This is a genomic window from Fulvivirga sp. (genome assembly GCF_040218215.1).
GTDB lineage: Bacteria > Bacteroidota > Bacteroidia > Cytophagales > Cyclobacteriaceae > Fulvivirga.
On the sequence record NZ_JAVJQL010000014.1, the window covers coordinates 422,834 to 441,187 of the forward strand.

Consider the following 18,354-nt stretch of genomic DNA (forward strand, 5'->3'; position numbering starts at 1 on the left):
CTACCTCTTCACCTACTAATGCAATGAACTGATATTATATTGCATAATGGCTCAACGTATTGACGAAGCTTTTTTAGAACTCATTAATCAAAACCTGAGGATAGCCCATAAAATCTGCAGGGTCTATTTTGACAACCCTAATGACCGGGATGATGCCTTTCAGGAGATGATGTACCAATTATGGAGGTCGTACCCAAAGTTTAGTGGACGTTCCAAATTCTCTACCTGGATGTATCGTGTCTGTCTTAATACTGCCCTTACCTATCAGGGCAAGGTAAACCGGAATCAAAACCAGAGACTAGAAACATCACATCAAATAGCTGAAGCTACAGATAATGTAATAGAGGAAAACCTTGACGCTATGTACAAGGCAATCGGCACATTATCCCCATTAAATAAGGCTATCACCTTGCTTTATATTGATGAATTGAGCTATGAAGAAATTGCCACTATTACAGGTATAACCAAAGGCAATGTGAGTGTGCGTATCGTTCGGATTAAAAAAGAACTGGAAGAAAAGATTTCAAAAATTTTAAATATTTAAATATGAAAACCTTTGATGATTTTAAACAGCAAATGCACCAAATGGAAAATAAGAATTTGCCCAAAGCAATAGAAGTTGATGGATTGGTACATATCGTAAAAAACCGAGTGAAGAATAATAAAAATAAAGCCATGCAGTATTTCTGGGCCTCATTTGTACTTCAACTAATTGTTTATGCCTTGCTCAGTAATACCATTATTAAGTACTGGTATGACAGTCAGATACTGTCACTAAGCATCTTAGGCCTTGTTCTTTACATTCCATTCACCGTTGTAATCATGGTCAAATTCAAAAAAATGGCCGCGCTTCGTTTGAAAGAAAACAACGATACTTCAATGGAAAGTTACATCAGCAATCATCTTACCTTACTAAAATCATTTTTCAGGTTTAAACGAAACTATGAGTTGATACTGATTCCGCTAAGTTCTATCATAGGTGTGATCATTACTTTTCAGCTTTTTGTTCCGGGTGGAGTCTCTGAGCACCTTCACGGTGCAGGTATAACTTTAGCAATAACACTTGCTTCATGCTATGCAGCTATTAAGAAAGAAAATACCAAAAACTTCAAAATACCGATTGACAATCTCACTCAGTTGAAATCAGAGTTTAATTAACTGCAAGTTTCGGCTCGTTTACTGCAAGCTCGTTGTCATATCGATTCATTTTCAGCTAGTTAGCATTATGAAAAAGATAACAACAATGCTTTTAGTACTACTAGGTTTCAGCGGTTTTGCTCAGCATTATAAATATGCGCCAAGCTCAGAAAACCCTTTTGGTTTACCAAATCCTGAAGCGCCAAAAGAGATAACTGATTACAAAGAAATGATTGGTAAATGTAACTGTAAATCTCTCGCACGTATAGATCAAAACACATGGGCGGACACAGTGGCCATGACGTGGGAGTTTAGGTACATCATGGATGGAATGGCGGTGCAAGATATTACGAACAAAGAGGACGGTGCTCACTCGGGAAGTATCAGGCAGTATAATGCCGACAGTGCCAAATGGTATGTTCATTATTATGCTACATCAGGAGCACCTTCTAAACTGCCAGTATGGGAAGGTAATAGAACTGATGACAAAATAATTTTATACAAAGACCAAAATGCCCCTAATGGCACACCGGGTTATTACCGCATCACATTCTTTAACATTAGTAATAAGGGCTTTGATTGGCTTGGAGAATGGGTGGATAAGAAAGAAACCTTTAGCCATCCTATATGGAAGATATTTTGCAAACGGGGAAAGTGAAAGAAAATTGCGGCCTGTCTGCCGACAAAGGCAGGCTCAAGGCCGGAATCCTATTTGCCTTAGGCTGAAGCTCAATTATAAGTCAATCTATACACTTTACCTGCAAAGTCGTCACTGATCAATAATGAGCCGTCAGCCATCTCCAGCACATCTACTGGTCGGCCACTCACATGTTGATTGCTATCATTCAACCAGCCATCAATGAAAACTTCACCCTTGGTTACTTCATTGTTCTCAACACTCATGCGCATGATCCTATATCCAATCTTTGAAGACCTGTTCCAGCTACCATGCTGCGCCACGAAAATGTCGCCTTTATACTCTTCAGGAAACATGCTGCCTTCGTAGAATTTCATACCCAAAGGAGCTGTATGTGCATTATAATTAAACATCGGTGGAACAAACTCACTGCAGTCTCTTTTGTCACCAAATTCAGGATCAGCTATAGTACCACCATGACAATAGGGGTAACCAAAGTGCTGTCCCTTTTCAGTGATTTTATTCAACTCACAAGGAGGAATATCATCACCCATCATATCTCTACCATTATCCGTAAACCACAACTCACCTGTCTCTGGATTCCAGTCAAAACCTACCGTATTTCTAATACCGCTGGCAACTATTTCCAATCCTGTACCATCAGTGTTAATTCTTGTTATAGAAGCATATATTTCATCACTCTCGCAGATGTTACATGGTGCACCTACAGGCACATAAAGCTTTCCATCAGGGCCAAAGGCAATGTATTTCCAGCCATGATGTCCTTCTGTTGGGTATTCATCATATACTACTTCAAATGCAGGTGGGCTAGCCAGATTAGCTTCTATATTTGTGAATTTCAAAATTCGATTGATTTCAGCCACATAAAGATCACCATCTTTAAAAGCTACGCCATTAGGGCTATTAAGATCTTTGGCCAGCTCATATTTCTCATCGGCTTTACCATCACCATCTGTATCCTTTAGCGCAAAGACACTTCCCAAAGTACGCGTGCCAACAAACACAGTTCCTGAAGGGCTCAATGCCAGTGAACGTGCATTTTCCACTTCAGCAAAATCAGATAGTGTAAAGCCTTCAGGAATATTTAATTCGCCTGCTTCAGTTTCTTCTGCAGCTACCTTTTCAGTCTCAACAGAAGCCTCATCAGAAGAGGATTCATTTTGCTGGCAAGAGAAGAAAAACAAGGCCATGAGTAAATAGGCAGGAATCATATATTTAGATTTCATAATGATGATTTTTTACTTTTAATTGAAATCTAACTTAATTGAAAATTTATTAATAATGAATCATTAATATCTGAGCGGTAATATTATTACACACTAAAATTTTTACTTTTAATTACTCATAAAAGCCTTTTACAAAATGAAATTCCTGCTTACCCTGCTTTCTATTGTAATTATATCTGCTAGCAATCTGCTGGCCCAAGATTTTAAAACGCTTACCTATCTCGACAATGGAGACTACAAGCTAGAGCTGGATCTCTTTTTGCCCAAAGGGGAATCAAAAGGAAAGACACCACTTCTGATCTATGTTCATGGTGGTGGTTTTGCGGGTGGTGCGAGAACAGAAGGACATAAACTTGCCTCCTATCTAAGTGAGAAAAACTTAGCCGTGGCAACTATTAGCTATACCCTTTATATGAAAAACAAAAGTTTTAGCTGCGATGGTGTAACCAGCGAGAAGGTGAAAGCTATACAAATAGCTGGCAACCAAGTTTGGACGGCAACTGCTTATCTGTTAGCCAATAAAGAAAAATATGGCTTTGATGAAAACAATATATTGATTGGAGGAAGTAGCGCTGGAGCAGAAACTGTACTCCATGCAGCCTACTGGGATAGAAAAATAATGGCATTATTTGATCACAAGCTTTCATCCGATTTCAAATACAAGGGCATTATTTCCGCGGCTGGTGCTATTATGGATTTAAACCTTATCACCGCAGCGAATAACATTCCAACCATGGTCTATCATGGTGATAAAGACAAATTAGTGCCGAATGCTACCGCTTCTCATCATTACTGTGAGCCGAATGCTACAGGTTGGTTAATGCTGTTTGGTTCCCGTTCTATAGCAGAGCATATGAGAAAAATTGGCGGTTCTTGCCACTTAACCACTTTTATTGGTGGTGGACATGAACACTCCGGCACTTATATCAAGCAAGATCATGAACCGATTTATGATTTCATAAAAATGGTGCTATCAGGCACTTCATTTAACATTGAAATAACAGAAAAATCTACGTCAAAATGATGGGTGAAACATATCAAAGTGAAGAAATATTTGATAAGCTTGATCTCAAAATAAAACCACTAGCAAAAGGTACTTATGAAGATTGTACTTTCAAGTCATGCAACCTGGAACAGGCAGACCTGGCGCATATCAACTTTACTGATTGTGAATTTATAGAATGCAACCTGAGCATGGCCAATATTTCTGACACCAAGTTCCAAAATATAAAATTTAAAGGCTGCAAGATGCTTGGGTTAAGGTTTGATCATTGCAATAAATTTGGCTTTGAAGTAAACTTTGAAACATGCATCCTCGACCACTCTTCCTTTTTCAACACCAGTGTAATCAGTTCTGTATTTAAGGAATCATCATTAGTAGAGGTGGATTTTACTGATTGCGATTTGACCAATTCAGCTTTCATAAACAGTAATTTGCTCAATGCCGTATTCGAGCGAACTAACCTGTCAAAAGCTGATTTGAGGGACGCAGAGAATTTCAGTATTGACCCTGAATTAAATACCATTAAAAAGGCTAAATTCAGTATTCACGGGGTGGCTGGCTTACTGCATAAATATGATATTCAGATTAGCCTGGAATCCTGATTTGCGATTGTTAAATCACTCCGTTACAAAACCTTACTGACCGTTTGAGGAAAGATAGTATTTAGTAAGCATTGATCTCCATATATTTATTGGATAGTGAATCAATCCTTATCTATTAAATAACCTAACACATGAAAAAACTATTAGCTCTAAACTTTCTTTTGCTGCTTACACTTGCAGTGATAGCTCAAAAGAGGGAAATACCTGTCGATACCATGGTTATTACAAATCATACTTCGACCATTAACGGACAAAAAATCACCTATTCAGCAACCACAGGAACCCAACCTGTATGGGATGAAATGGGTGAACCTACAGCAGCCCTTTTCTACACTTATTACAAAAGAACTGATGTTGGGAATTCTGCCAACAGACCACTGCTTATCTCTTTTAACGGTGGCCCAGGCTCAGCTTCAGTGTGGATGCACGTAGCCTATACAGGCCCTAAAGTATTGAACATTGATGACGAAGGTTATCCCGTACAGCCTTATGGCGTTCATGATAACCCTTATTCTGTATTAGATGTTGCTGATATTGTATTCGTTAATCCGGCTAACACAGGCTATTCAAGAACAATCCCTGCTACGGGAAAGGAAGTAGACAAAGAAAAATTCTTTGGTATCAATGCTGATATTAAATATTTAGCGGAGTGGATCAACACTTTTGTCACCCGTCATGAAAGATGGACTTCTCCTAAATATATCATTGGCGAAAGCTACGGTGGCACAAGGGTATCCGGCTTAGCTCTCGAATTACAAGAAAGACAGTGGATGTACTTGAATGGAGTAATTATGGTCTCTCCTGCGGACTATAAAGTGTTCGATTCTGATGTGCCTGTTTCTTCTGGTCTAAATATGCCATACTACACGGCAGCGGCCTGGTATCATAAAATGTTGCCAAGTGAGCTTCAAAGCAAAGATCTTTTAGAGGTTCTTCCAGAAGCAGAAAAATTTGCATTGGATGAATTGATGCCAGCATTGTCAAGAGGTGGGTTTATTAGTGATGAGGAGAAAGCTCAGGTAGCAAAAAGAATGTCTTATTACACGGGACTGTCTGAGAAGTCAATCCTTCAAAACAACCTGGATGTGCCTACAAGCTTTTTCTGGAAAGATTTATTGAGAGACAAAACTGGCCAAACCATTGGTCGTCTTGACTCAAGATATTTAGGTATAGATAAAGTTGAAAGTGGTAGTAGACCAGACTACAGTGCAGAATTAACCAGCTGGTTACACTCGTTCACACCAGCCATCAACTACTATGTTAGAGAGCATTTGAAATTTAAAACTGACATTAAGTACAACATGTTTGGACCTGTACACCCATGGGATGACAGCAACAACAATGTTAGAGAAGGACTTAGACAGGCAATGGCTGAAAACCCTTATCTAAATGTTTTATTCCAGACAGGCTATTATGATGGTGCTTGTACTTATTTCGCTTCAAAATATACCATGTGGCAAATTGATCCGAGTGGCAAGATGCAAGACCGTTTTAGCTTCAAAGGGTATAGAAGCGGACATATGATGTATTTAAGAAAAGAAGATCTCCAAAAGTCGAATGATGATTTGAGAGAGTTTATTATAAATACAGCAGCTAAAGGTAAGGCTGCTAAGTATTAAACTAGCTGAGTTTCTTTAGTTAGGCTAAAGCCCGTGATTGAAATCATGGGCTTTTTTATGACCTCCACAGGATTCTCACATCTCCCATTCATACCCTGATAATCGTCATTATCAACTTATATCTCTCTTCATAACATTTTCAAGGTCTGTAGCATTTATATGAATGAAATTCACAGTAAAACTTAAACCTAAACATATGAAATACTTCTCCATAATACTTATTGGGCTCTTATGCCTAACCTTCAATGAAGGTTATTCACAAAAAAAGAAGAAAAAGAAAGATGAGTCTTCTGCTGAAGCTAAACCTTCTAAACCAAGTAATGGCATAAAACCTTTCAATCAGGTAATTACCAAAGATGCTAAATCTGATGCCGGATTATTCACCTTTCACAAGGTAGAAGACAAATATTACTTCGAAATCCCAGACAGTCTTCTGGAAAGGGAAATCTTGATCATAAGCAGGATTTCGGGTACTGTAGAAGGTTTTAATTTCGGTGGTGCTGGTATGAAAGCCCGTGGGCAACAGGTTTGGCGATGGCAGAAAAAGGACAATCAATTGCTGTTAAGGGCTGTTTCTTACAACAGTGTAGCTAACGAAAATGAGCCAATTTATCAATCGGTAAAAAACAACAATTTTGAGCCTGTTATTATGACTTTCGATATAAAGGCCATTAAAGATGACTCTTCAAGCTATGTGGTTGACATTGAAGAACTCTTTACAACAGATGTTCCAATGATATCCCCGCTTAGGGACAGTCAGCGCAAAGACTTTCAAATTAAAGGGCTTGACAAAAAGCGTTCATTATTGATGCGGGTTGGAAGTTACCCAATGAACACGGAAATAAGGCACATCCTTACTTACAACGGAGGCAACCTGCCATCCAATGAAGACACGCAGACCCTTTCTATAGAAATGAACCAGTCTATGGTGTTACTTCCTAAAGTACCTATGACGCCCCGATTATACGATGACCGTGTTGGTTTTTTCAGCGTTTCACAGATAGACTATGGCATTGATGCACAGAAGGCCACCACCAGGCAATATATAACAAGATGGAAGCTAGAGCCATCGGACGTTGAGGCCTTCAAAAGAGGTGAGCTGGTAGAGCCCGTTAAACCAATAGTTTATTATATAGACCCTGCCACACCACTAAAGTGGAGAGAATATATTAAAAAGGGTATAGAGGACTGGAAGGTTGCTTTTGAGGCTGCAGGATTCAAAAATGCCATAATGGCCAAAGACGCTCCTACAAAAGAGGAAGACCCAGAATGGAGTCCTGAAGATGTACGTTATTCAGTGGTACGTTATACCGCCAATCCAATACAGAATGCCCAGGGCCCGCATGTTCATGATCCAAGGTCAGGAGAAATTATAGAGAGTGATATCATTTGGTATCATAATGTTATGAACCTTCTAAGAAACTGGTATTTCATACAGACAGCAGCGGTAAATGAAAATGCAAGAAAAGTCAAATTTGATGATGATGTGATGGGCGAATTGATACGATTTGTAGCTGCTCATGAAGTGGGCCATACATTAGGATTTCCGCATAACATGGGTGCCAGCTATTCATATCCGGTTGATTCCCTTAGATCAAAAGCATTTACTGATAAAATGGGCACTGCTCCTTCAATAATGGACTACGCAAGGTTCAATTATGTAGCACAGCCAGGAGATAATGCAGGTCTTTTCCCAGGCATTGGCGTTTATGATAAATGGGCAGTAAAGTGGGGCTACACTCCCATTTTGGATGCCAATACTGCCGATGATGAAAAAGAAACCCTGCATAACTGGATACTTGGCAACAACAATGACCCTATGTACTGGTATGGCAGACAGCAAAGAGATCCGGTAGACCCTCGTGCCCAAACTGAGGATTTGGGAAATGATGCGATGAAAGCCAGTAGCTATGGTATTGCCAACTTGAAGCGAATCATGCCAAATTTGGTTAAATGGACCAATGAGATAGGAAAAGATTATGATGATCTTGAAGAGCTCTATGGCCAGGTTTTAGGTCAATGGAACAGGTATAACGGCCATGTTAAATCAAATATTGGTGGGCTTTATGAGACACATAAGACGTATGATCAGGCTGGAGAGGTATATGAATTTGTGCCTAAAGCCACTCAAAAAGAAGCCATGAACTGGATGCTAAAAGAAACATTTTCTACCCCAACGTGGATGCTGAATGAGGATGTTTTAGGAAGAATTCAGGGTGATGGAACTGTGGAGAATATCAGAGGCCTTCAGGCAAGAGCTCTGAGCCAGGTGCTAAGTGTTGATCGCTTAGGCAGATTAATAGACGCTGAAGCTAAACTAGGCACTAAAACTTATACCCTTTCTGAAATGATGGCTGACCTTAGAACCGGGTTATGGTCTGAATTAAGGTCAGGACAGACCATTGATACCTACAGAAGAAATCTGCAGCGCACTTATTTAGATGAGTTGAATGACTTAATGAACGGAGATCAAAATCAGGGAAGAGGCAGTAATGTAGACTTAGAGCTGTCTGATATCAGGCCTACCGTAAGAGCAGAATTAACAACACTCAGAGGACAAATTAGAACTGCGTTATCAAGGACTTCAGATAAAATGTCGAGATATCATTTAGAAGATAGTCAGGAGCGAATTGATGCTATATTAGATCCGAAATAGAATCAACGAGCAATGCTAAATGAAAAAGTCCTTACAAATGTAAGGACTTTTTTTTGGTTGTGATTTCAAGGTACTCGTTAAACGAGCTCGAGCAGATAAAATCTATATCAATCATATTTGAGCTCTGCTGAAACAAGTAGAGTTTTTTTTATATTAATTATTAACGTACTTAATGAGCCAAATGGATCTAAATGACATATCGGAAATCATAAGGCAGGTTGACATCTTTTATAAAAAGGAAAAGGATGGGAAACTCAATCATACATTGATTAAGGAATTAGTTATTAAAAGAATAAATGATGTAACTAACAATACATCGATTTTACCAGAATCTGATAAATGGCGGTTATTCACCTCTTCAATTTCAGCGAAAGTTGAGTACGAATTTGATAATTTCAACTATTTACAATTCCCATCATTTATATGTGAATTCAGTCAAAAAACAAGTTTCGGGAATTACTTTGAAAACAAGACTTTTACAATTTGCCTATCTCTTTTAGTACCCTATTACACCTATTATTATGGTGTAGGAATACGTGCTCACATAAAAGGTGATCAAGAAAGGCCAGACATGTACCCTTCATTTGGAATTCATAGGTCCAATTCCTTTTCAAAGTCACCCGAATTCAAATTAATCATCGATGAGCAACAAATTATAAATGAATTTGAAAATCACTTTAATGAAATCAAATATGTACCTTATACAGCTCTAGAATGGAACTTGGTAACTGGCCTTTTGCCATATGGTAAAGATTATTTTAAATCAAAAAATGATGAATCTAGTATTTATCAACTAATGTTTGATCCAAATCACAAAGATCAATGGATAAACATTGACCCATTTTGATCTCTGCTAGCGCTCGTTGTAACGAGTGCTTCCAGTCATCCAATCAATCCCTCCACTTAATATTACAGCCCTGACTTGGGATTTGATCTTCGGTAATTGGGTTGCCTTTTAAATAATCATCTAAAGCTCCTCTTAAGTCCTTTCCAGTCAATGGTTTCTCATTTCCTGGACGGCTATCATCTAGCTGTCCACGGTAAATCAGTTTCATACCACTATCAAAAATATAAAAATCTGGTGTGCAAGCAGCATCATAAGCTTTGGCCACTATTTGGGTTTCATCATATAGATAAGGAAATGGATAACCCCATTTTTTTGCTTCTTCACGCATTAGTTCAGGTGAATCTTCGGGGTAATTTTCAACATCGTTGGAAGAAATGGCAATGAACTTCACGCCTTCAGGAATGTAATCCTCAGCCATTTTTACCAGTTCACTTTGCACATGCTTCACATATGGGCAGTGGTTACAGACAAACATTATAACAGTTGCTTTGTCTGACTTAAGATCATTTAAAGAATAGGTGCGTTCTGAGATTACATCTAATAATTGAAACGGTGGAGCCACAGTGCCTAAAGGCATCATGGTTGAAGAAGTCAATGCCATAGCTTTATTTTTAAATGATAAATTTACAAAATCATTAAGGAGCAGAAAAAATAATCCAAATCATAAATGAAGATAGGTCTTATATCAGACACACACGGACATCTGGACGCTAAAGTATTTGAGTACTTTGCAGCTTGTGATGAAATATGGCATGCAGGAGATATTGGCACACTGGAAGTACTGGAAAAGCTAGAGAAGTTTAAACCAACAAGAGCTGTATTTGGTAATATTGATGGGCACACCATAAGAGCTGCAACTGTTGAAGACCTTTGGTTCCAATGTGAAGACCTCACAGTTTGGATAACCCATATTGGTGGCTATCCGCCAAGGTACAATAAGATAACCAAGGCAGTACTAAAAAACAAAGTACCTGATCTTTTTATTTGTGGCCATAGCCATATCCTTAAAATAATGAGAGATAGTAAAAATGGATTATTGCATATCAACCCGGGAGCGGCTGGAGTGCAGGGCTTTCATAAAACAAAAACGCTGGTACGGTTCGATGTTGAAGGTAAGAACATCAAGAACCTACAGGTAATTGAACTTGGAGGAAGGGCATAAAAAATCCTGTCCAGACTAAGCCTGGACAGGATTTATATATTAGTAAAGAATAATTACTTATCCTCAGCTTTCTTTTTTGGAGCGGCCTTTTTCTTTTCAGCTTTAGGTGCAGCTTCCTTCTTCTCCGCTTTAGGGGCTTTGGCTTCCTTTTCAGCTTTAGGAGCTGCTTTTTCAGCTACTTCTGCTTCAGCCTTAGGGGCTTCTTTTTTGGTTTCAGGTTTCTTCGCTGCTTTAGCAAATTCCTCTTTTATAGCCTCAACGTCCACACTTTTGATAACTGGGGTAGCATTCAATCTCTGAATGTTCACCAATCTAACCTTAGCGCGAACTTTATTTCTTTTTCCTTTTCTTTTTAATCTGGTGATTGCCATCTCAGTATATATTTATCAAACAGGCTGCAAATCTAGTAGATAAATTCAAAACATGAAACATTATTTCTAAAATTCTAGGTACTAAATGCAAAATGTGAAAAGTTCGTTTTGCGCCTTTTTTGTAGATTTGCCGCCATGAGTCAAAAACCAAGCTTACCAAAAGGAATGCGCGATTTTGGTCCATTACAAATGGCCCGCAGAAATTATATTCTCGCTACTATAAAAAGTGTATTTCAAAAATTCGGTTTCATGCCTTTGGAAACACCGGCCATGGAGAACCTAACCACACTTACAGGGAAGTATGGTGATGAAGGCGATCAGTTGCTATTTAAGGTTCTTGATAGCGGTGAGTTTAATAAATCGATCATTTCAGAAATAGAAGAGATGACTTCTGAAACCAATGCCATAGGTATCTTCCTAAAAAATATAACGAAATCATACTTAAGCTCTCTAAACATAAATGAACTACTCCATTTAAATACCCTTGGTGAAAAATATAATGTCTTTTTTAGAAGCTCCATCACTGATCCAAGTATTATAAGAAGTAAGAATAAACATTTAATTGAAGACTTCTTGGATGAACACAAATCTGATATTGTAATTAAGATTTGGATATTTTTTCATAATGTTCTTCCTAATCTACACCAATCTCATAATGAGGGAGCGCCATTACAAATTAACTGGGATGATTTTGATCGATATTTTAAAACCTTCTTTTCAAAAGAAATAATTGAAGGGGGTCTTTTTAAAAATTATATAGCATTCAGACAATTAAAAGACAAAAATTCATTACAATCTCACATAACTGCGAAAGGCCTCAAATATGACTTAACAGTTCCTTTTGCCAGATATGTTGTCATGAATCAGAATGACATTACTTTTCCTTTTAAGAGATATCAAATACAGCCAGTATGGCGTGCCGACAGACCGCAAAGAGGGCGATATAGAGAGTTTTATCAATGTGATGCCGATGTTGTTGGAACTGACTCATTAATCTGCGAGGCAGAAATAGTTTTAATGATTACTGAGGTTTTTGAGAAACTCAAATTCACAGATTATTCAATAAAAATCAATCATAGAGCGGTACTTACTGGTATGGCAGAAGCTATCGGGGCAGAAGACAAAACCTCTGATCTTTTTGTAGCAATAGATAAATTAGATAAAATAGGTCTTGATAAGGTTTGCGAAGAATTATTACAACGTGGCCTTAATCAAAGTTCTGTGGATGCACTAAAGCCATTGCTTTCAATTGAAGGTAGCTTTGAGCAGAAGATTGGGCAATTAACCGAACAGTTGAACAGCAGTGAGTCCGGCAGAAAGGGAATTGAAGAACTTCAGCAGATTAATGCCTATCTGGACAGCTTTGGACTTACTGATAAAAACATTGAATTAGACACTACTTTAGCCAGAGGACTCTCCTATTACACTGGCGCTATTTTCGAAGTTAAGGTCAATAATGTATCTATTGGCAGCGTGAGTGGCGGTGGCAGGTATGATAACCTTACTGGCGTTTTCGGACTAACAGGCACTTCAGGGGTTGGTTTCTCATTCGGGATAGATCGTATTTATGATTGTCTGGAGGAATTGAACCTTTTTGAAGAAGTAACCCTAAACTTCACAGAAGTTCTGATTACGCACTTCGATGAGCAAACACAGCGTTATGGTCTATCAATACTCAAGATCCTTAGAGATGCTGGTATTAAAAGTGAAATTTACCCCGATCAGGCAAAGCTAAAAAAACAATTCGGGTATGCTGACAAAAAGGGAATTCCTTATACTATCACCATAGGTTCTGAGGAAATGAATTCAGGACTTTTAAGTTTAAAAAATATGGCTGATGGTCAGCAGGAAAAGCTTGATATTAAACAAATTGTTAAAAAAATCAAAGGTCAGTAATGAACGGAAAAGTGCATGAGATATCAGCGGCTGAATTAACTTTAGAAGGAGCGTTTGAAATAGCGGCAGGACAGTGTAAGCTAAAACTCTCTACTGATGCCGAACAAAGGATCCAGAAATGCAGAGCCTATTTAGATCAAAAGATTGAGACTTCTTCAGAACCTGTTTATGGTGTAAATACTGGTTTCGGAAGTTTATATAATAAAAATATCTCAAAAGCTGACCTTACAAAGCTTCAGGAAAATTTAGTAATGTCGCACGCCTGTGGCACTGGCAACGAGGTGCCAGAAGAAGTGGTGAGGCTAATGTTGCTCCTAAAAATACAATCTCTGGCCTATGGCTATTCAGGGGTTCAGCTTGACACAGTCAATAGATTAGTTGATTTCTTCAATGAAGGAATCTACCCAATAGTTTATGAAATGGGCTCTTTGGGTGCATCTGGTGATCTGGCTCCACTGGCACATCTTTGCCTGCCGTTAATCGGTCATGGAGAGGTAAGCTATAATGGCAAGCGATATTCAGGAAGTGAGCTCAACACTCTCATGGGTTGGGATTCTATAAAGTTCAGGGCCAAAGAAGGGCTTGCATTACTCAATGGAACCCAATTAATGAGCGCTTATGGATTGTATGCCTCAATTCATGCTTCTAAATTATTCAATTGGGCCAATAAGATAGGTGCATTATCCATCGATGCTTTTGATGGCAGAATCGAGCCTTTCAAATCAAAAGTTCATGAAATTCGTCCTCATAAAGGGCAATTACATGTTGCCAATGAAATCAGTACTATTCTTGAAAGCAGCGAGATTATAAAGCAGCCCAAGAAGCATGTTCAGGATCCCTACTCTTTCAGATGCATCCCTCAGGTACATGGTGCTAGTTTTGAAGCCATTAATTATGTACAGCAGGTCTTTAAAGTGGAAATCAATGGTGTTACTGATAACCCCAATGTATTTCCAGATGATGATGAAATCATTTCTGCAGGTAACTTCCACGGGCAGCCATTGGCGCTTGCCCTTGATTTTCTGGCTTTAGCGCTTGCAGAGCTCGGAAGCATCTCAGAAAGAAGAACATACCAGTTAATCTCAGGTAGCCGTGAGCTGCCAAATTACCTAGTGGCCAATCCGGGTATAAACTCTGGACTGATGATTCCTCAATATACCGCTGCCTCTTTGGTGAGCCAGAACAAACAATATTGCACCCCTGCCTCTGCCGATTCCATTGTATCATCTAATGGCCAGGAAGATCATGTAAGTATGGGCGCCAATGCGGCAATAAAAAGTTATAAGGTTATTCAAAATCTGTATGCTATCTTAGGAATTGAATTAATCACTGCTTCTCAGGCCATTAGCTTTAGAAGACCATTAAAAACTTCCGCATTACTGGAGGATTTGATAAGCAATTTTAGGGAAGTAGTGCCGTTTATTGAAGAAGATCGTGTTTTGTATAAAGACATAAATGCTGCTATAGATTTTTTAAAAGTCAATTAAACCACCATTGAACCACTATTTACGATACCTAACAGTTTTTTTAGTGGTAGCCTTACTGCCAATCGATTCATTTGGGCAGTGTGCAGGCTTTCCTTATTCAAGCAATGGTGGCAGATTTAGCGTGAGTCAGGTTAAGGGCTGTGCAGGGTTAACCGTTGAAATCTGTATTACTGAACCTTCATGTGACTGTATTTCATGCACATGCGATATTGCATTTGGTGACGGTGCAGGTGATACCTTCACCCATACCTATACAGAGCCGGGAGATTACAGGCTTCAAGTTATTTTCCCTAACCCTACTCCATCGGATTTTATCGATATAACAATTACCGACAAAGTTGCTCCTGACTTTGATCTATATGCCTGCTCAGGTAATACGGTGCAAGTTGATGTCACCGATAGCCAATATGACACATATCAGATTGATTTTGGTGATGGCACACAGCAAAACGTTCCTATAAACGCTGCCAACACCCAACACACATATACAAACTCAACCAATCGCACTGTTAGTGTTCAGGGTATTGATGTTAATGCGCTAGACAACTGTGCTGTGGCAACAGGATCATTCACCCCAAGGGCAACGCTGCCCCTGGCTTTAATTACACAATTAAACGTTTTGGATGAATCGTCATTAGAACTTAGATATAACCTTGAAGATGATATTTTCTATAGACTTGAGGTACAGCCAAATGGCACTGGTGGTTTTAACTTCATCAAACAGCTGGACAACAATAGTTCGGTAGATACTATAAGGAACCTGAGTTTATCACCAGGTTTTTACTGTTTTAGGATTGCCTCTTTGGACTTATGTACAAATACTTCAACTTACTCCAATACCATCTGTAGTATAGATTTATCATTGACCGTACAGGATGGCTCCAATGATATGCAGTGGACGACCAACTCTCCAACTGGTGATTTTAATATCGCAAGAAAAATAGTCAGCAATACAGGAAGTTCCACTACCAACCCTTTTCAGGTTGTTCAGGCAAATGACAGGTTCTACAGCGACCAAAGTCTTACCTGCAACACGGAGTATTGTTATTTTCTAACCGCTAACTATGGTGGTGGTATATCAAAATCGAATGAGCAATGTGGTGTGGCTACAAGCACCTTAACTCCTAATGCAGTAGACAATATCACAATTTCAGTGAATGATGAAGGAACCATTTCCCTTGAATGGCAAGAGCCAAACGGTGTAGTGGGAGGCAATTATAACATCACAAAAAATGGAAGTCGCATAGCATCTGCAACCACACTTTCATACACAGACTCTATTGCCAATGGCAATGAAACTTCATCATGCTACACCATAGGCATAACTGACGAATGCGATAATTCAAATTCTGATGGTGCTGTTGCTTGTTCTATTTTACTCCAGGGCACCATACAACCAGACAACACTGTTACTTTAGATTGGGATGACTATGAGGGATATTTTAATGGAGTAAATAATTATACTATTCAAAAGTTCTATCAAGGAGCTGCTGCCGGCAGCAATACTTCAGGAGTATCAGAGTTTGCACAAACAGACAATAATAACAACCAACAGATTATATCTTTCAGAGTAATCGCTAATCCCAATGATGGATCTTTATCGTCATCTGTTTCAAATCTCTTTACAGTTATTAAATCCAACAACATTCATTACCCTACGGCCTTCACCCCTGATGGAAATAGTAGAAATGAGACATTTAGTGTAAAAGGCCAATTTATTGTAGACTATTCTTTACAAATTTTCAACAGATGGGGTGAGATGATTTTCACTTCGAATGACCCCGATAACGGTTGGAATGGTGAATACAACTCTAAACCTCAAGCCGAAGGCACTTACATTTTCAATCTTGAAATAACCGATTTGGCAGGTAGGGAGATTAAGAAGAACGGATCTTTCTTGTTGTTAAGAAGATAACTAGTATTATTTAACTTCTTTTATTTCTTTTCTGAATGCATTTCTTCAAGGTTTGAGGTAGTTTTGCAACCCGCTTAAATATTCGATCTATGTTTGATATGATGAAAATGATGGGCAAAATGAAAGAGGTGCAAGCCAAAATCAAAGAAGCCCAGGACAGTTTAGTAAATATCAAAGCCACCGCTGATGCCGGTGGAGGTATGGTAAATGCTACTGTTAATGGTAAAAAAGAGGTGATAAAGATAGATATTGATACTTTATTGTTAAAACCTGAGGACAAAGAAATGCTTCAAGACCTCATTATAGCAGCAATCAATAAAGCCAATGCTGAAGTTGAAGTACTGGCCAAAGAACATATAAAAAAGGCGACTGACGGAATGCTTCCAAATATTCCAGGTCTGGATCTTGGCGGCATGTTTTAATGGATAAAATTGCCGTTGCCATACTCAATTATAATGGTAAGAAACATCTAGAGAACTTTTTACCTTCTGTCATAAAGCACAGTCCAAAAGGCAGTGTTTGGGTTATTGATAATTTATCAACTGATGATTCTTTAAACTTTCTTAAAGCCAACTTCCCTGAAGTTAATCTCATCGTTTTAAAGGAAAATGGCGGTTATAGTCGAGGCTACAACTTAGGCTTGGCGCAAATAAAAGCTGAATACTTTGTACTTCTTAATTCTGATGTTGAGGTAACACCAAATTGGACTGAACCAATTATTGACATGATGGACAGTGATCCATCAATAGCTGCAGTACAACCTAAAATTCTCGACTACAAAAACAAAGAAAAATTCGAATATGCGGGTGCAGGTGGTGGTTTTATCGATACACTAGGCTATCCGTTCTGTAGAGGACGTTTGTTTTTAACACTTGAAGAAGACAATGGCCAATTTGATGATATCCACCGAATATTTTGGGCAACAGGAGCATGTATATTTCTTAGGTCAAGTGCTTTTTATGAACACCAAATGCTTGATGAGGACTTTTTTGCTCACATGGAGGAAATTGACTTATGCTGGCGGCTAAACAATGCAGGGTTAAAGGTAATGTATAATGGTCAGAGTACTGTTTATCATGTCGGAGGCGGTACATTACATAAATCCAACCCAAGAAAAACATACCTCAATTTTAGAAATGGTCTGGCACTGTTATATAAAAATTATAAAACCTGGGAGCTCTTCATTAAATTTCCTATAAGATTGGCCTTAGACATTATAGCAGCGCTCAAATTTATGTTGTTTGACAGCTTTGCTGATGGACTGGCAGTTCTGAGGGCGCATATCCACTTTTTGTTTGATTTACCTGAAAATTATAAGAAAAGGTTGAAAATAAAGGAAAGAGTGGTTGGAGGAGCTGCACCACCTATTTATAATCGCTCAATAGTGTATCACTACTTCGTGCGAGGTGTCAGAAAATATACCGACTTACCACTTTAATAATACCAAACAGAATTATTTCTTCTGCGCAAGTGCTTTCTGATATTGATCACAAAAGCAAGTGCGAGGTAAATTATCACTGGAGACCCGAAAGTTAGGAAGGAAGCGTAGATGAAAAACATCCTGATACTTGTAGTCGCAAGGCCCAATTTTTCACCTAACCTCGTGCAAACACCAAAGGCGTATTTTTCGAAAAAATGCTGTACTTTTTTCATAACTCAATTTAATGCCTTAAATCTACAAAAAGTAACTGAATATACGCTTTAACCTAGTTATCATGTTACTTATCGATAAATATGTGGCTTCACAAATATATACCTCACAATATCACTCCACT

The 18,354-nt window shown here is 38.5% G+C and carries 18 protein-coding genes; 14 read left to right on the forward strand and 4 right to left on the reverse strand.

Translation table 11 applies throughout. The annotated features are described in order from the left end of the window. The first annotated feature begins 46 nt into the window (after window positions 1-46). The 3 genes from RIB54_RS10640 (at window position 47) to RIB54_RS10650 (ending at window position 1,795) form a co-directional block, all read left to right on the forward strand. Window positions 47-544, forward strand: a complete 498-nt coding sequence (locus tag RIB54_RS10640) for an RNA polymerase sigma factor (RefSeq protein ID WP_350100891.1) — start codon at window positions 47-49, stop codon at window positions 542-544. A 2-nt stretch (window positions 545-546) separates the two neighbouring features. After that, window positions 547-1,158: a hypothetical protein gene (locus tag RIB54_RS10645; protein WP_350100892.1), complete on the forward strand. Its 612-nt coding sequence runs from the start codon at window positions 547-549 to the stop codon at window positions 1,156-1,158. Between the two features lie 67 nt (window positions 1,159-1,225). Next, window positions 1,226-1,795 carry a hypothetical protein gene (locus RIB54_RS10650; protein ID WP_350100893.1) on the forward strand — a complete coding sequence of 190 codons (570 nt, stop codon included), beginning with the start codon at window positions 1,226-1,228 and terminating at the stop codon, window positions 1,793-1,795. Window positions 1,796-1,866: 71 nt separating this feature from the next. On the opposite strand, the gene RIB54_RS10655 is transcribed toward RIB54_RS10650, so the two are convergent. Beyond that, window positions 1,867-3,021 (reverse strand): PQQ-dependent sugar dehydrogenase, encoded by a 1,155-nt coding sequence (locus RIB54_RS10655; protein ID WP_350068526.1) that lies wholly within the window; start codon window positions 3,019-3,021, stop codon window positions 1,867-1,869. Between the two features lie 136 nt (window positions 3,022-3,157). Between RIB54_RS10655 and RIB54_RS10660 the strand changes: the two genes are divergently transcribed. From RIB54_RS10660 to RIB54_RS10680, 5 genes are all read left to right on the forward strand, one after another. After that, complete coding sequence (locus tag RIB54_RS10660) at window positions 3,158-4,045, forward strand: alpha/beta hydrolase (protein ID WP_350100894.1); 888 nt, start codon at window positions 3,158-3,160, stop codon at window positions 4,043-4,045. Then, a complete protein-coding gene (locus RIB54_RS10665; RefSeq protein ID WP_350100895.1) occupies window positions 4,042-4,626 on the forward strand; it encodes a pentapeptide repeat-containing protein in 585 nt (194 codons plus the stop codon). The genes RIB54_RS10660 and RIB54_RS10665 overlap by 4 nt, the downstream gene beginning before the upstream one ends. 131 nt (window positions 4,627-4,757) lie before the next feature. Continuing rightward, window positions 4,758-6,245, forward strand: coding sequence for a S10 family peptidase (locus tag RIB54_RS10670; RefSeq protein ID WP_350100896.1), 1,488 nt, complete (start codon window positions 4,758-4,760; stop codon window positions 6,243-6,245). A gap of 196 nt (window positions 6,246-6,441) precedes the next feature. Further along, window positions 6,442-8,901: a zinc-dependent metalloprotease gene (locus tag RIB54_RS10675; RefSeq protein ID WP_350065165.1), complete on the forward strand. Its 2,460-nt coding sequence runs from the start codon at window positions 6,442-6,444 to the stop codon at window positions 8,899-8,901. Between the two features lie 181 nt (window positions 8,902-9,082). After that, window positions 9,083-9,748, forward strand: a complete 666-nt coding sequence (locus RIB54_RS10680) for a hypothetical protein (RefSeq protein WP_350065167.1) — start codon at window positions 9,083-9,085, stop codon at window positions 9,746-9,748. A gap of 43 nt (window positions 9,749-9,791) precedes the next feature. On the opposite strand, the gene RIB54_RS10685 is transcribed toward RIB54_RS10680, so the two are convergent. Next, window positions 9,792-10,349, reverse strand: a complete 558-nt coding sequence (locus tag RIB54_RS10685) for a thioredoxin family protein (RefSeq protein WP_350100897.1) — start codon at window positions 10,347-10,349, stop codon at window positions 9,792-9,794. 66 nt (window positions 10,350-10,415) lie between these two features. Here RIB54_RS10685 and RIB54_RS10690 point away from each other — a divergent pair, with 66 nt between their 5' ends. Continuing rightward, the gene (locus RIB54_RS10690; protein WP_350071773.1) at window positions 10,416-10,910 is read left to right on the forward strand and encodes a metallophosphoesterase family protein; all 495 of its coding nucleotides are present in this window, start codon (window positions 10,416-10,418) and stop codon (window positions 10,908-10,910) included. 53 nt (window positions 10,911-10,963) lie between these two features. On the opposite strand, the gene RIB54_RS10695 is transcribed toward RIB54_RS10690, so the two are convergent. Continuing rightward, entirely contained in the window at window positions 10,964-11,281 is a 318-nt protein-coding gene (locus RIB54_RS10695) for a hypothetical protein (protein WP_350071765.1), read from the reverse strand. Window positions 11,282-11,416: 135 nt separating this feature from the next. Here RIB54_RS10695 and hisS point away from each other — a divergent pair, with 135 nt between their 5' ends. From hisS to RIB54_RS10720, 5 genes are all read left to right on the forward strand, one after another. Beyond that, entirely contained in the window at window positions 11,417-13,177 is a 1,761-nt protein-coding gene (gene hisS, locus RIB54_RS10700) for a histidine--tRNA ligase (protein ID WP_350100898.1), read from the forward strand. Then, window positions 13,177-14,664: a histidine ammonia-lyase gene (gene hutH, locus RIB54_RS10705; RefSeq protein ID WP_350100899.1), complete on the forward strand. Its 1,488-nt coding sequence runs from the start codon at window positions 13,177-13,179 to the stop codon at window positions 14,662-14,664. Before hisS ends, hutH begins: the two co-directional genes overlap by 1 nt. A gap of 43 nt (window positions 14,665-14,707) precedes the next feature. After that, window positions 14,708-16,579 carry a T9SS type B sorting domain-containing protein gene (locus RIB54_RS10710; RefSeq protein WP_350100900.1) on the forward strand — a complete coding sequence of 624 codons (1,872 nt, stop codon included), beginning with the start codon at window positions 14,708-14,710 and terminating at the stop codon, window positions 16,577-16,579. Window positions 16,580-16,668: 89 nt separating this feature from the next. Then, complete coding sequence (locus RIB54_RS10715) at window positions 16,669-17,001, forward strand: YbaB/EbfC family nucleoid-associated protein (protein WP_350100901.1); 333 nt, start codon at window positions 16,669-16,671, stop codon at window positions 16,999-17,001. After that, window positions 17,001-18,017: a glycosyltransferase family 2 protein gene (locus RIB54_RS10720; RefSeq protein ID WP_350071439.1), complete on the forward strand. Its 1,017-nt coding sequence runs from the start codon at window positions 17,001-17,003 to the stop codon at window positions 18,015-18,017. The genes RIB54_RS10715 and RIB54_RS10720 overlap by 1 nt, the downstream gene beginning before the upstream one ends. Here RIB54_RS10720 and RIB54_RS10725 read toward each other — a convergent pair. Continuing rightward, window positions 18,014-18,232, reverse strand: coding sequence for a PspC domain-containing protein (locus RIB54_RS10725; RefSeq protein ID WP_155185892.1), 219 nt, complete (start codon window positions 18,230-18,232; stop codon window positions 18,014-18,016). The genes RIB54_RS10720 and RIB54_RS10725 overlap by 4 nt on opposite strands. Between the last annotated feature and the right edge of the window lie 122 nt (window positions 18,233-18,354).